Below are 12,703 nucleotides of genomic sequence, written 5' to 3' on the forward strand. Positions count from 1 at the left end.
CCTTGTCGGCGTTCCTCGGCACCTGGTCGTTGTCGATCAACGAGTGGGCCAACACCTACTACTCGGCGGCGGTGCTCGGCATGAGCCAAAGCTGGCACGCGTTCTTCTTCGGTGTACAACGGCTTCGGCCGCATCGAGGGCCAGGACCGGATTATGTCGCCGGGCATGGGAGGCGGTGGCGGGATGCACGTCTCCGGCGCAATGCCCGGTCTCGCCGCGACTCCAGGCGGCGGGATGCCGGAAGGACCTGGGCTCACAATCGGCGGCCCGGGCTGCGGCGCGACGTCGCACACCAAGGTCGTCGACGACTCGATGGCCTGGGTGGCGAACCACTGTACCGTCGTCGCGCCGGCGGAGTACGGCGGCGACGCCGACGCGAAAACCCACCTCTACGACTGCCAGTCCCCAACCCGCGCCAGTTGAGCTCCGCGAGCTGGCGGCGGGGTGGAACAGCGCGGTTCCACGTGCTCAGAGCCTGTCGGCGAATGCCGTCCGCGCCTTTGGAAGCGGCGCAGCCGCTTGGATTCACCTTGTCAAGACGACCATCGGCGGGTTCTGAGAGGGTTTCTGGCGAGGACGGCCCCTCCGCCGCGTATTGGACATACATCAGGAGGGGCACCCGCAGTCCAGGGAACCTCTCTCAGGTTCCGCTAAGCGACCACCCACCCAGACCATCCACGAGTCAGGCTCTCAGCTCAGAGGTGGGCGTTGCGGGGCTTCGGCTGGCACACCGGGCAGGTGTAGGAAGAGCGGTTCATGAACGCGTCGCGCCGCACCGAGGCCCCGCACCGCGGACACGGGCACCCCGCCTGCCCGTACACCGCCAACGAGCGGTCGAAGTAACCGGACTCGCCGTTCACGTTGACGTACAAGGCGTCGAACGAGGTGCCGCCGACCTGCAACGCCTCCTGCATGACGTCGGTGACGGCACTGAACAGCTCGCGGATCTTGGGACGCGTCAAGGTGGCCGTGGGCCGCGCCCAGTGCAGCTTGGCCCGCCAGAGCGCCTCGTCCGCGTAGATGTTGCCGACCCCGGAAACCAGGCTCTGGTCGAGCAAGGCCCGCTTGATCCCGGTGCGCCGCGACCGCAACCGGGCGGCCACCGCGTCCACGTCGAAGACCTGCTCCAGCGGGTCGGGCCCGATGTGCGCCACCGGCTTCGGCAACGCGATCCCGTCCACCTCGACCAGATCGGCCAGGTGCAGGCCGCCGAAGGTGCGCTGGTCGACGAACCGCAGCTCCGGCCCGCCGTCGGCGAACCGCAACCGCACCCGCAGGTGCTGCTCGTCCTGGGCGTCGCCGGGCTGCACGAGCAGCTGGCCGCTCATCCCCAGGTGCACCACCAGCGCTTCACCGCCGGAATCGGGCGAACCCGCCTCGTCACCGAGCTCCAGCCATAGGTACTTGCCGCGCCGCCGCGCCGCGCTCAGGCGACGCCCGGCGAGCCGACCTGCGAAATCATCCGGACCGGGCACGTGCCGACGCACCGCGCGCGGATGCCGGACCTCGACGCTGGACAACGTCCGGCCGACCGCATGCTCGGCGACACCCCGCCGGACGACCTCGACCTCAGGCAACTCAGGCACGAAAACATCTTCGACCACCCGCGCCGAACCCCGGCGCGCGGCCCCCGCCTTCCCGGCAGGCGCCGTCTCGCACGAGGTGCCAACGATCTCGGGCGGCGCTACGCGGAGGGTGTCTCGGCGTCTTCGGTGGTCTGCCGCTCGGAGAGCTGCCGCCAGGCCGCCTCGGCGGCCTTCTGCTCGGCTTCCTTCTTGGTGCGGCCGTCGCCGCGACCGTAGGTCAGACCGCCGACCGCCACGTAGGCGCTGAACTCTTTGCGGTGGTCCGGCCCCTGCTCCTCGACCCGGTACTCGGGCACGCCGAGCCCGGTCGACGCGGTCAGCTCCTGCAGGCTCGTCTTCCAGTCCAGCCCGGCACCGCGCTGCGGCGCCTCGGCCAGCAGCGGCTGGAACAGCCGGTGGACCACATCGCGGGCGACGCCGATGCCCTTCGCCAGGTAAACCGCGCCGAGCACGGCTTCCAGACCGTCCGCGAGGATGCTCGCCTTGTCCCGGCCCCCCGTGAGCTCCTCGCCCCTGCCCAGCAGCAGGTACTCGCCCAGACCGCCCTCACCGAGCCCGCGGGCGACGCCGGCCAGCGCATGCATGTTGACCACGCTGGCGCGGAGCTTCGCGAGCTGCCCCTCGGGCAGGTCCGGGTGCTCGGTGTACAGGTGATCGGTGATCACCAGGCCGAGCACCGCGTCCCCGAGGAACTCCAGCCGCTCGTTCGGCGGCAGACCGCCGTTCTCGTAGGCGTACGAGCGGTGGGTGAGGGCAAGGGTGAGCAGCTCGGCGTCGAGCTCGACGCCGAGCGCCGCCAACAGCGGAGCCCGATCGACCTTGCGGGTCCGCGACTGCTTTCCCCCCACTACGCGGCCGCCGATCAGGCGGGCTGGACGACCTGGCGGCCGTCGTACTGGCCGCAGGCCGGGCAGACCACGTGCGGCAGCTTCTGCTCACGGCAGGCGCGGTTGGAGCACTGCACCAACGTCGGCGCCGAGGTCTTCCACTGCGACCGGCGGTGACGGGTGTTGGCCCGGGACATCTTGCGCTTCGGGACGGCCACGACTACTTCTCCTCCTCGGTCCCGCCGAGCCGCTCTTGCAGTGCGGCCCAGCGAGGATCAATGGTCTCATGCGTGTGATCGGGGGCGAGATCGGCCCACTTCACGCCGCACCCGGAGCACAGCCCCGGGCAGTCCGGCGAGCACAACGGCGCCGAAGGCAGCGACAGCAACATCGCGTCCCGCGCCACCGGTTCGAGGTCGATCAGGTCGTCCACGACCCGCTCCACCTCGTCGTCATCGGTGCTGACGTCCGTGGCGCTGTTCGGGTAGGCGAACAGCTCCCGCACCTCCACCTCGACCTCGTCGGAGATCGGGTCCAGGCAACGGACGCACTCGCCGGCCAAGGTGGCCGCGGCGATGCCCGACACCAGCACGCCCTCCACCACCGACTCGGCCAGCAGGTCGAGCTCTACCGGCTCGCCCTCGGGCACCTTGATCATCTCCAGCCCGAACCCGGCCGGTGCCGGGGCACTGCGCGTGTAGGCGCGGCTGCTGCCGGCCCGGTGGCCGATCTCCCGGGTGTCGATCACCCAAGGGCCGACGTGCGCGGTGCGCGCTGCATGGTTCTGAGACATCACAAGTTTCGGTGGTCAATTCAACAGGGCAGGTGGTGCGGCATCGGCGGATGAACAGCTGCGCATCATCCCCAGCCAGCTTTCCCAGGGTACGCGACAGCCCTCCGACCGCGACACCAGCCCCTCCGCGGCGAATCCGCTGCGGAGGACGGGAAAAGATCAGTTGGCGCCGGCGCTGTAGCCGGCGTTCCACTCCTCGTAGCCGAACGGCCCGGCAGGGCTTCTACCTGGGACGGAACGAGCCACGTGGGACAGATGTGGGACACGCCGCCCAAAGCCGCGGGCCCCGGGTCCAGTTGGATCGGGGCCCGCGGTGCTTGGCCATCGTTCAGAGAACAGCAACCGGCCGCTGGAGACCGTGCTGAGGTGACCGGCGGGGAGCGTGACCACCCGATGCGGAACAGGTTCGGGGCCTGCCGCTACCTCGAGGTGCAGTTGCCGCACACCGTGCGGGCTCGGTCTACCCGAGTTGATCGACCGGAGTTGGGAAGGTAGTTCGTAGCGGTGCAGGTCCCGCTGTGCTGTTGCCAGCGGGGCCTGCAACCGTATTGCGGATCAGTTGTCGAACTTGCCGAATTTGATGTTGGTGAGGAACTTGGCGAAGTCCGTCTTGGTGAAGATCAGGGCGGCTTCGCGTGGGTTCTTCGAGTCCCGCACCGCAGCCACGTCGGCGAGGTTTATTGCGACCTCGACGCACTGACCGCTGCCGGCGCTGCGCGACGATTTTCGCCAGACAGCACCCCCGAGTTCGTACATCGTGCAGTTCTCCCTTGCAGGGGTCTCTCACAGGGACTTCGCCAGGTTAACCACCTGATCGTGGGTCTCTTCCGGTGAGAGCGCCTGCTGCCGCATGGACTTGAACACGGTGGTGTAGTGCGTGATGTCGGCGGGACGCTCCAGCCAGATCGCACCGCGTTCGTTCTCCAGGTAAACGGCGTCCATGTCGAGCGTTTCCGGGAACCGGAGCAGCGAGAACGGGCCCTTCATCGCTGGGTGGGCTCCAGCACGGAAGGGCATGATCTGGATGGTGATGTTCGGCCGCGAGGCAGCCTCGGCGAGGCGTTCGAGCTGGTCGCGCATGACGTTGGTGCTTCCGACCACGCGGTGGAGCACTGCCTCGTCGAGCATGACGTGAAGGTGCGTCGGGTGGGAGTCGCGGTTGAGGCGGCTCTGGCGGGCGGCGCGGAGTTCGACCGAGCGGCGCAAGTCTGCGTCGGTGGACTGCGGCAGGCTGGCTTCGATCAGAGCTTCGGCGTAGTCCGACGTCTGGAGCAGGCCGTCGACGACCGAGGGGTTGTAGTTCCACAGCTCGGTCGCGTCGCTTTCGAGGCCGACGAACTGCTCGAACCACTCGGGCATCGTGTCGGAGTAGAAGTCCCACCAGCCTCGCTGGTTCGCCTCATCCGCGAGGCGAACGAGCAGGTCAGCACGCGGTGAGCCGACGTCGTAGAACTGGCAGAGCAGGCGCACGTTGCGCGGCATGATCGCCTGCTTGCCGTTCTCCATCTTGCTGATCGTGCCCTCACGCAGCCCGGACCAGGTCGCGGCTTCCTTCAGAGACTTGCCCTGGCTCTGTCGGATCTCGCGGAGCACCCGGCCGAGGTGTCGCCGCCGCAGGTTCGGCCCAGCGTCTTCATCCAGGACGAGGTCCTGTTCGTTGCCGTGATCCTCTGCCATGACGACCTCTCTCCTGCCTCGCTGAAACGCTGCTCAGTCTGCCCTACCGAGCCACATTCCTGAACAGCACACGATCGGAGCAATAGCCTCAGGAAATTTCATTGGTAGCTTGTCTTTTGTTGGTTGCCTGAGTAGATGGCTCGTGGCAGCCAGCGGGCCCTCCCCGTCGCGGTCTCTCACAGGGCTAAGCGGCGGGGAGGAGTTCCACCCCTGGATCTCTCCTGGGGGAACTCCGGCCACCCCAGGCCCGCCGCTCCGTCCCGCCGACTTGCACCTGCGGCGGCGCGCGGCGGCCCCCGCGGGGCCGGTGGCGAGCACGGTTCGGCGCCGGCCCCGCACCTTCGAAGGAGGCCCGATGTACAGACCACATCCGTTCAGTTGGGTTCCGGCTGATGGTGCGCGGCATGCGAGCGCCGAGAAAAGGCCGGCTGGTGGTTGGCCGGACGACGTGCTGCGGTGCGTGCTGGACGGGCTGCGGCGCCTGTAGCTCCGGTCCGGGTGCCGTGACCCCCGACCGGCACCCGGACCGGGCGGGCGGGAGATGCCTTGTCCCTCGGGGCATCTCCCGCCCGCAACCACGTTGCCTCTTCGTACCCACAGGAGTGTGTTGTGCCAGAAGATCAGTCCGCCGAGGACACCCCCGCCGGCCGCTGGGTCGCGTTCGGCTACCAGAACCACGTCCTGCTCGTACCCGCCGACGGTGCGCCCCGCGCCGACACGAAGGTGTCCGCGTTGTGCGGCGTACTCGTCCCCGCCGGTGAGGAGTCTGATCCAGACGATCGGCCGGTGTGTGCGTGGTGTTCTGGCGAGGTGCGCGACGGGAACGTCCGCATCGTGCCGTCATCCAGCTGAAACAAGAACTGGCCGCGGGATTCTCGGCGGGGGAACCGAGAATCCCGCGGCCAGCAACACGGAGAAGCTGTAGAGGGTGCGGTACTACTTCTTCTCCGGCGGTCGAGGCGGCAGGCCGAGCTCGTTACCCCAGTCGCCGAACACCGGCGGCGCGGTCTTGGGCAGGCCGAGGTCGTCGAACAGCTCGGACGTCTCCTCGACGTACTTGTTCTCGTGCTCCTTGTCTTCCTCGCCCTGGCCCCGGCCGCACCCGGCCGCACCAGCCGCGCCGCCGGGTCCACGTCCACCCGGGCCGCCGCGCGCCGCTGTTCCACCGGCGGTCGTGGCGTTGCCGACTCCGGGCACGCCAGTGCCGGACCGTCCTCCACCACCGAGCGAGCCAGCACCGGGGCCGCCGCCGCGGATACCCGCACCGGGACCGGGCGTGACGCCCCGGCCCGTTCCGGTTCCAACGCCGGTGCCGGGGCGGCCGCCGGGTGCGGACGTTCCGGTTCCCGAGCCGCCGGGCGGGATCACCGCGGCACCGAATCCGCCGCCACCGGGTGCAGGAGTCAGGGCAGCGGTGCCCGGCAGCGGGCCGCCACCGGCGGACGGCGGCGTTGCCCACGCCGAACCGGATCCGGCCGGAGCTGCCGGGGTCGGCGCCACCGGGTTCGCCGAGGCATGTCCTGCAGGGGACGGCGTTGCAGGCGACGAGGTGGTCGAGGCGTGCGGCACCTGTGCTTGGCCGCTGGGCGTGGTGCTGGTCGAGGTGTAGCCGGTGGTGGGCTGGTCGACCTTACTCACCGGTGTAGTGGCCGCCGGGGTGACGTCGGCGTCGAACCTCGGTGGCGGGTCGAAGTGCTGCACCGTGTTGACCCGGCCGTTGCTGGCCTGCGTGTAGGAGGTGTACTGCTCCCTGGCTTCGGTGTCGACCTTGGCGTGGATCTCCTCGTGCGCGGCCCGCACGCCGGTCTTGGTCCCGTAGCTGATCGGGTTGACGTAGTCGGTCCAGCCGATGTTGTCCGGCGGCACCTGGTGCGGCGGCGGAAACCTATTCTTGAAGTCCGCCGAGCCCTGGGCCTGCTGCTCGATCGCGGCCCCGACCTGCGCGGCGACCTCAACGGACTGCCGAGTGTCCTGCGCCAGCGGCGTCACCGCTTCCTTGGCCTGGTCCCCGGCCGCACCTTCCATCACGACGTCGAACTTCTTCAGCACCTGGTCCAGATCCGCGTCGGCCTCGCCGAACGTGGCACTGACCCGCTCCCGCCAGTTCGCCGCTGCCCGCGACGCCGCGGCCACCCCGGGCCCGGTCTCGACTTCCCCGTAGATCTTCGGGTGGTCGAACGCCGCCTGAGCTTTCCCCGGCACCTCCCTGGTGCCGAACAACCAGCCGAACAGTTCCATGATCCCCTCAGTATCCCGATCTCACGCCGGAGGAAGGTTTTCCAGCACCATCCCCGCGACCTTGTCCGCCATCCCGCACGGATCCTCGTACTCCGGATTCCCGCGCCCCTCGGAACCGATCTGGTAGTTGACCAGGAGCGTTTCCGTGTCCGAGGTCCCGACGAGTGTTGCGCACGAACCACGAGTCTCGCCGTAGTGGACCGCCGGGTAGCCATTAACTTTCGCGTTCGGTTTCCCGTTATCTCCCGCGGTCTTCGCCATCCAGCTGATTCCCTGCCCCTGCGCCGTGTCGGGAGCAAGCTCAATGGCGAACAATTGGTTGCTCCATCCGCAGCGCCCTTGTCCCCATTCGGATTGCCCGGGTACAGGTTGACCTGCGCTGAGCTGGCCGATCTGGTCCTGGTTCAGCAGCTGGCAAGCATCAGCGACAGCGGACAGGTTCTTGGGCTCCGCGATGTGGAACGGGTCGTTCGCCGCAGTGCTGGTCTCCTGGCCGGGGGTGGGTTCTGGTGTTCCCGGGGTTGCGCAGCCTGCCAGTCCGAGGGCGATCGCGCTGGTTGCGATAATCAAGGTGGTGCGGGTGGTGTGCACGGTCATGCCATCCGGTTCTCGTCGTCGATGCGCTTGTGCTCGTCGAGCGCCTTCTGCACAGCGGCCTTGAAGCCGTCGATCCATTCGATCTTGCCCTGGGCGCTGTCGTACAGGCTGCCCTCGCCGCCCTGCGCGCGTTCCCCGAGTTTCTTGAAGACCTCGACCGTCACGTCATCGCCGAACGGCGGAATTATGGTCGCCAACCTCGTCGCTTCGAACTGCGCCGCCACGTACTTCTCCCGTACGCGGTCGAGCTCGGCGAGGAGCTCGGGCGCGCGGTCGAGGTCGACGCGAACCGAAGGGCGACCGTGGACACTGGCCGACTCACTCACTGCTTGATCTCCCCTTGTCGTCGTTCCAGCAGCCCCGGGCGTGATCGTGGCACAGGCCGTCGGCCCCGTGGCGAAAGTTGAGCGGAACTACTCACATCGCCGCAACTCACAAGCCCCTCAACAGCTCATCGCGGTAGGACTGGAGCGCCGCAGCCACCGTGCTGTTGCTGGCCGGGGCGAGCAGCGTCTGTTCACCGGCAGGCGGCTGCGGGGATCCGGGCAACCCGCCCGGACGGGCTGTGGTGCACCGTGATCGTCCACGGCGCCAGCCGCGGCGTGCCGTTGGGCTCGCGGACCCCGATGTTGAACTGCCCGGTGACCCGGTCGCCGAGCTTCGACAGCGCGCCGACCATCTTGGCGTCCGCGGCCGGGATGCCCGCCTGGCCGAGCTCGTAGGCGATCCAGTCGCCCTGATCAGCCTGGTGCTTCTCCGCTTCGTCCCCGGCCGCTTCCAGCACCGCCGTCGGCAGCCGCACGCCGCGCCCCGCCGCAGGGCCGACATCCGGCAGGCAGGCCACCAGGACCTGCTCGGCGGCGTCGCGGCGGATCTCGTCGATCCACACCCGCTCACCGCGGAACATCAACCGGAACGCCAACCCCGGGGTGGAGGTCACCATTACCCGCGTCTCGTCGGTGTCGGGAGCCGCCAGGTAGAGGTAGCCGAATGACCGGCCGTAGACCAGGGCCGACACGATCTCGTACCATTGGTCGTTGAGTTGGCCGTTGCGGCCGATCCAACCGTTGGCCCGCGCGCCGTCCGTGGCCGTCAGCAGCGTCGCCTGCGGATCGTCAGGCTGGGTAAGCCCGCTGTTGCGCGCGAACACGAACGCCGGAATGTCGAACTTGCGCTGTACTTCCGCCGCGGAGACCAGACCAGCCTCGTGCCGGGCCTTCTCGTGCCGCACGATCGCCCCGAACTCCCAAAACTGCACTCCACCCTTGCCCCCTGCACCAGGGCGTGTGCAAGGTTGATCTGAGGGCTGCGGGCGGGTTTCTGAGCAGGCTGGACACGCGGCACGAGGGCGCGGCCTTGATGGGAGATCATCGGGGTGTCTAGTCCGTGATGTTCTACCCGAAAGCCGCGCCCTCGTGTCCTCATCCTCCCCGATCCTGACTGTGCTGAACCAGCCCACCCTCACCGTGGAGTCCGTGCAGAGCCGTATCGACGGCCTGTGGCAGGCCCTGGAAGCGGTGACTGATCCCCGCAAAGCCCGCGGCCTGCGGTATCGGCTGCCGTTGCTGCTGTCCCTGGCGGTGCTGGCCGTGGCCGCCGGAGCGAAGACCTTCCTCGAGATCGCCGAGAATTCCGCGGATCTGCCAACCCGGTTGCTGGCCGAACTCGGCTATCCCGGCGTATGGCGCAAACTCACCGCCTCCCTCACTGGCCTGCCCCTGGTCACCCCCACCACCAGCGGACTCGCGCAAGCCCGCCGCAGGATCGGCGTCGCGCCCTTGCGATGGTTGTTCGACCTGCTCCGCGGACCGGCGGCCACGGTGGGGCAGCGCGGAACCTGGTGGCGTGGCCTGCTGGTCTGCGCGATCGACGGCACCATCCTGACCGTGCCCGACAACCCCAGAATGCTGGCCCGTTTCACCAAACACCCCGGCAACCACGGTGGCACCGGTTATCCCCAGATCCGGCTGGTGGCCCTGCTCGCCTGCGGCACCCGCACCCTGATCGACGCGGTGTTCGGCCCCACCACCACCGGCGAGACCACCTACACACCACACCTGCTGCGCAGTCTGCGACCAGGGATGATCCTGCTGGCCGACCGCAACTTCGGCGCCAAAGACCTCATCACTGAGATCGCAGACACCGGCGCCGACGTCCTCGTCCGGCTGAAAAACGGCCGCAAGATGCCAGTCCTGGCCCGATACCCCGACGGGTCCTACCTGTCGATGCTGGGCCGGCTGCTGGTACGGGTCGTCGAGTGCGAGATCACCATCTCCACCACCGCCGGCCGGCACACCGGTGTCTACCGGCTGGCCACCACCCTGACCGATCACCATCACTACCCGGCCGCCGAGTTGATCACCTTGTACCACCACCGTTGGGGTGCGACGTGAGGTCGCACGATGTGAGTGGTCACGTTGTTTGGAGGTTCCCCTAGTGAAGACGTGATCCGGTCCAGTGTCCGCGGGATCGTCTCCGCCTTGGCATGCGTCGTGGGTAACCGCGGGGTGTGAAGCCCAGGGTAAAAGCCGAAGCTGCTGCTGTTCCACCCAGCGGCAGCGGGCGAGGAGAAGGCCGGACGGGTGAATGTAGGTGAATCTCCGCATGCTTCGTAATAGTGGCTTCCGCCGGTGGAATGTGTCAGGCGGATGACAGGGCTGGCCGTTGAGAAACGGCAGGTGCCGATCGGAGACCCAGCGCTGATCGGGAGGACACCACCGCCCCGGAGTATAGGAGGCACCCACCCCGGCCGCATCTCACACGTGCGGAACATGGAAACCCCGGCAGAGTCCTGATCGCCTGGGGGCGGGCAGGTAGGCCAACCGCGAGGAAGGCGGAATCCTCTGCCGGGAACAAGATGCCCAAGAAGCAAAAGCCGGTCATGCCGATAACGGCGTCATCGTCATCGGGAGAAACCCTGGTGGCGGTGGACGAAAGTCAACAGGAAACCAGCGGCAACACGACGGCACCTCCCGGCCGCCGCCACTGGATAACTGGCCGGATACCGGGCCTGGTGCCCGGGCCTTGAAAGAGGCGCTGACGTGGGCAGGTGAGCCTTTGAAGACAAGCAGCCGAAACCCTGGAACCGAAGGACAAGTTAGACACCGATGGTGAACGGACCCAAGGACGTGACCCTCGACTGGGCCGCCATTGACTGGCGCCTGCACGAGGAAAACGTACGGCGGCTACGGCAGCGGATCTTCAAGGCGGCGCGGGAGGGTTCCCTGGCCACGGTCAGGAACCTGCAGAAACTCATGCTGCGGAGCTGGAGCAACACGCTGGTCAGCGTGCGGCAAGCGACGCAGTTGAACGCGGGACGCAAAACCGCCGGGGTCGATGCGGAGGTCGCCTTGACTCCTCAGGCCAGGATGGAGCTGGCGGTGCGGGTGCATCGCGAAGCCGCAACCTGGCGTCCCCGGCCGGTGAAGAGGGTTTATATACCCAAGGCGGGAAACCGTGCAAAGCTGAGGCCGCTCGGAATTCCGGTCATCGCGGACCGCTGCCATCAAGGCAGGGTCCGTAATGCACTCGAAGCTGAGTGGGAAGCCCAGTTCGAACCCAAGTCTTACGGGTTTCGACCGGGGCGAAGCTGCCATGACGCGATCGGGGCGATCTTCCAGACCTGCTGTTCCGCCAAGACCAAGCGGGTCTGGGCTCTGGACGCGGACCTGGCAGCGGCATTCGACAAGATCGACCACAACCGGCTACTGGAAGCACTCGGGTCTTTCCCGGCCAGGGACCTGATCCGGGAATGGCTGAAAGCCGGTGTGATAGAGGAAGGAAAAGGGTTCACGCCAACCGATGAGGGCACACCCCAGGGTGGCGTGATCAGCCCACTCCTACTGAATGTCGCTCTGCATGGGCTGGAAACAGCAGCCGGAGTCCAATACTACCCCGCCGGCACCAGCGAGGCGAGGAAAATCAAACCGGGCTCACCGATGGTAATTCGGTACGCCGACGACCTGGTCGCACTCTGCCACAGCCAGCGGCAGGCACAGGAAATCAAGGCCAGAATCGCTGAATGGTTGGCACCCAGGGGTCTCAGCTTCAATGAGGAAAAGACCAAGATCGTAAACATCGATGATGATGGGTACGACTTTCTGGGCTTCAACATCAGGCGGTATCACGGCAAGCTGCTGATCAAACCATCGAAAGCGGCTGTCCAGCGAATCCGGGAACGGCTCCGCACCGAGTTCCGCGCCCTGCGCGGGGCGAACGCGGCTGCGGTCATCGCCAGGATCAACCCCATCACCCGGGGTTGGACGGCCTACTACCGGGGCGTGGTCTCGTCCAGCACATTTTCCAGTCTGGACAACTATCTGTGGGTGCTCTGCTACAAGTGGGCAACCTTCAGCCACGCCAACAAGCCGAAGAAATGGATCGTGGCCCGCTACTTCGGCAAATACAACAAGTTCAGAAACGATCGCTGGGTGTTCGGTGACGCCGCCAGCGGCACCTACCTGGCGAAACCCTCCTGGACCGGCATCGTCCGGCACACCATGGTCAAGGGCGCGGCATCCCCAGATGACCCTGCCCTGGCCGAGTACTGGGCCAACCGGCGACGGCGCGTCAAACCCCCGCTGGACAGCTACACGCTGCGCCTGCTCACCAAGCAGGACGGCCGCTGCCCGATCTGCCGGGGACCGATCCTGACCGCCGACCAACCGCAGTCCCCCCACGAATGGGAACGGTGGTGGCAGCACGTCGTCCGACGGGCGATCAACGCCAACTACCTCACCCATCACGGACGGCCCAGCTCACCAGACGGTGACCACACCCGCCTCGTCCACGCGGCCTGCCAGCGCGAACTCCTCGCTCGCCAGCGCAGCCGCACAGCCTGCACTCCCACACCGCCCTCGCGGCTTGCTTGCGCTGACTCGCGGTGAAAGCCGCACGGGCAGTGCTGAGGGGAGGCCAGCGGGGCAACCCGCTGGCCTTACCCGATAGATCGAAACCGCCTACCTGGAACTGAAATCGTCCATCCT

General features: G+C 67.5%; 15 protein-coding genes. 5 read left to right on the forward strand and 10 right to left on the reverse strand.

The window, feature by feature from the left end:
• The first annotated feature begins 111 nt into the window (after positions 1–111).
• Positions 112–423 carry a hypothetical protein gene (locus ACRXBZ_RS12520; protein ID WP_433879277.1) on the forward strand — a complete coding sequence of 104 codons (312 nt, stop codon included), beginning with the start codon at positions 112–114 and terminating at the stop codon, positions 421–423.
• Positions 424–695: 272 nt separating this feature from the next.
• Here the strand turns inward: ACRXBZ_RS12520 and mutM are convergent, their stop codons facing one another.
• The 6 genes from mutM to ACRXBZ_RS12550 all read right to left on the reverse strand — a co-directional run bounded on the left by mutM (position 696) and on the right by ACRXBZ_RS12550 (position 4,883).
• Entirely contained in the window at positions 696–1,586 is an 891-nt protein-coding gene (mutM, locus tag ACRXBZ_RS12525) for a bifunctional DNA-formamidopyrimidine glycosylase/DNA-(apurinic or apyrimidinic site) lyase (protein WP_433879278.1), read from the reverse strand.
• A gap of 98 nt (positions 1,587–1,684) precedes the next feature.
• On the reverse strand, positions 1,685–2,434 hold the full coding sequence (rnc, locus tag ACRXBZ_RS12530) for a ribonuclease III (RefSeq protein WP_433879279.1): 750 nt from the start codon (positions 2,432–2,434) through the stop codon (positions 1,685–1,687).
• A gap of 14 nt (positions 2,435–2,448) precedes the next feature.
• A complete protein-coding gene (gene rpmF / locus ACRXBZ_RS12535; protein ID WP_010305807.1) occupies positions 2,449–2,631 on the reverse strand; it encodes a 50S ribosomal protein L32 in 183 nt (60 codons plus the stop codon).
• Positions 2,632–2,633: 2 nt separating this feature from the next.
• Positions 2,634–3,206 carry a YceD family protein gene (locus ACRXBZ_RS12540; protein ID WP_433879280.1) on the reverse strand — a complete coding sequence of 191 codons (573 nt, stop codon included), beginning with the start codon at positions 3,204–3,206 and terminating at the stop codon, positions 2,634–2,636.
• 555 nt (positions 3,207–3,761) lie between these two features.
• Positions 3,762–3,962, reverse strand: coding sequence for a DUF397 domain-containing protein (locus ACRXBZ_RS12545; RefSeq protein ID WP_433879281.1), 201 nt, complete (start codon positions 3,960–3,962; stop codon positions 3,762–3,764).
• Between the two features lie 27 nt (positions 3,963–3,989).
• Positions 3,990–4,883: a Scr1 family TA system antitoxin-like transcriptional regulator gene (locus ACRXBZ_RS12550; protein WP_433879282.1), complete on the reverse strand. Its 894-nt coding sequence runs from the start codon at positions 4,881–4,883 to the stop codon at positions 3,990–3,992.
• Positions 4,884–5,238: 355 nt separating this feature from the next.
• Here ACRXBZ_RS12550 and ACRXBZ_RS12555 point away from each other — a divergent pair, with 355 nt between their 5' ends.
• Both ACRXBZ_RS12555 and ACRXBZ_RS12560 read left to right on the forward strand, forming a co-directional pair.
• Positions 5,239–5,370, forward strand: a complete 132-nt coding sequence (locus ACRXBZ_RS12555) for a hypothetical protein (RefSeq protein WP_433879283.1) — start codon at positions 5,239–5,241, stop codon at positions 5,368–5,370.
• Between the two features lie 122 nt (positions 5,371–5,492).
• Positions 5,493–5,735 (forward strand): hypothetical protein, encoded by a 243-nt coding sequence (locus tag ACRXBZ_RS12560; protein ID WP_433879284.1) that lies wholly within the window; start codon positions 5,493–5,495, stop codon positions 5,733–5,735.
• 84 nt (positions 5,736–5,819) lie between these two features.
• On the opposite strand, the gene ACRXBZ_RS12565 is transcribed toward ACRXBZ_RS12560, so the two are convergent.
• The 4 genes from ACRXBZ_RS12565 to ACRXBZ_RS12580 all read right to left on the reverse strand — a co-directional run bounded on the left by ACRXBZ_RS12565 (position 5,820) and on the right by ACRXBZ_RS12580 (position 8,976).
• Positions 5,820–7,121: a hypothetical protein gene (locus ACRXBZ_RS12565; RefSeq protein WP_433879285.1), complete on the reverse strand. Its 1,302-nt coding sequence runs from the start codon at positions 7,119–7,121 to the stop codon at positions 5,820–5,822.
• A gap of 21 nt (positions 7,122–7,142) precedes the next feature.
• Positions 7,143–7,712, reverse strand: a complete 570-nt coding sequence (locus tag ACRXBZ_RS12570) for a DUF3558 domain-containing protein (protein ID WP_433879286.1) — start codon at positions 7,710–7,712, stop codon at positions 7,143–7,145.
• A 2-nt stretch (positions 7,713–7,714) separates the two neighbouring features.
• Positions 7,715–8,044 (reverse strand): hypothetical protein, encoded by a 330-nt coding sequence (locus ACRXBZ_RS12575; RefSeq protein ID WP_433879287.1) that lies wholly within the window; start codon positions 8,042–8,044, stop codon positions 7,715–7,717.
• A 191-nt stretch (positions 8,045–8,235) separates the two neighbouring features.
• On the reverse strand, positions 8,236–8,976 hold the full coding sequence (locus ACRXBZ_RS12580) for an ESX secretion-associated protein EspG (protein ID WP_433879288.1): 741 nt from the start codon (positions 8,974–8,976) through the stop codon (positions 8,236–8,238).
• A gap of 157 nt (positions 8,977–9,133) precedes the next feature.
• On the opposite strand from ACRXBZ_RS12580, the gene ACRXBZ_RS12585 reads away from it, so the two are divergent.
• Positions 9,134–10,111, forward strand: coding sequence for an IS4 family transposase (locus tag ACRXBZ_RS12585; RefSeq protein ID WP_433879289.1), 978 nt, complete (start codon positions 9,134–9,136; stop codon positions 10,109–10,111).
• Between the two features lie 714 nt (positions 10,112–10,825).
• Entirely contained in the window at positions 10,826–12,604 is a 1,779-nt protein-coding gene (ltrA, locus tag ACRXBZ_RS12590) for a group II intron reverse transcriptase/maturase (RefSeq protein ID WP_433879290.1), read from the forward strand.
• Positions 12,605–12,703: the final 99 nt, after the last annotated feature.

It is taken from the genome of Saccharopolyspora hattusasensis, assembly GCF_050972075.1.
Taxonomy (GTDB): domain Bacteria; phylum Actinomycetota; class Actinomycetes; order Mycobacteriales; family Pseudonocardiaceae; genus Saccharopolyspora; species Saccharopolyspora hattusasensis.

Excerpts from the sequence above, each read along its gene's own strand:
- ACRXBZ_RS12540 (WP_433879280.1), bottom strand. The coding sequence starts at position 3,206 with ATGTCTCAGAACCATGCAGCGCGCACCGCGCACGTCGGCCCTTGGGTG.
- ACRXBZ_RS12545 (WP_433879281.1), bottom strand. The coding sequence starts at position 3,962 with ATGTACGAACTCGGGGGTGCTGTCTGGCGAAAATCGTCGCGCAGCGCC.
- ACRXBZ_RS12550 (WP_433879282.1), bottom strand. The coding sequence starts at position 4,883 with ATGGCAGAGGATCACGGCAACGAACAGGACCTCGTCCTGGATGAAGAC.
- ACRXBZ_RS12555 (WP_433879283.1), top strand. The coding sequence starts at position 5,239 with ATGTACAGACCACATCCGTTCAGTTGGGTTCCGGCTGATGGTGCGCGG.
- ACRXBZ_RS12565 (WP_433879285.1), bottom strand. The coding sequence starts at position 7,121 with ATGGAACTGTTCGGCTGGTTGTTCGGCACCAGGGAGGTGCCGGGGAAA.
- ltrA (WP_433879290.1), top strand. The coding sequence starts at position 10,826 with ATGGTGAACGGACCCAAGGACGTGACCCTCGACTGGGCCGCCATTGAC.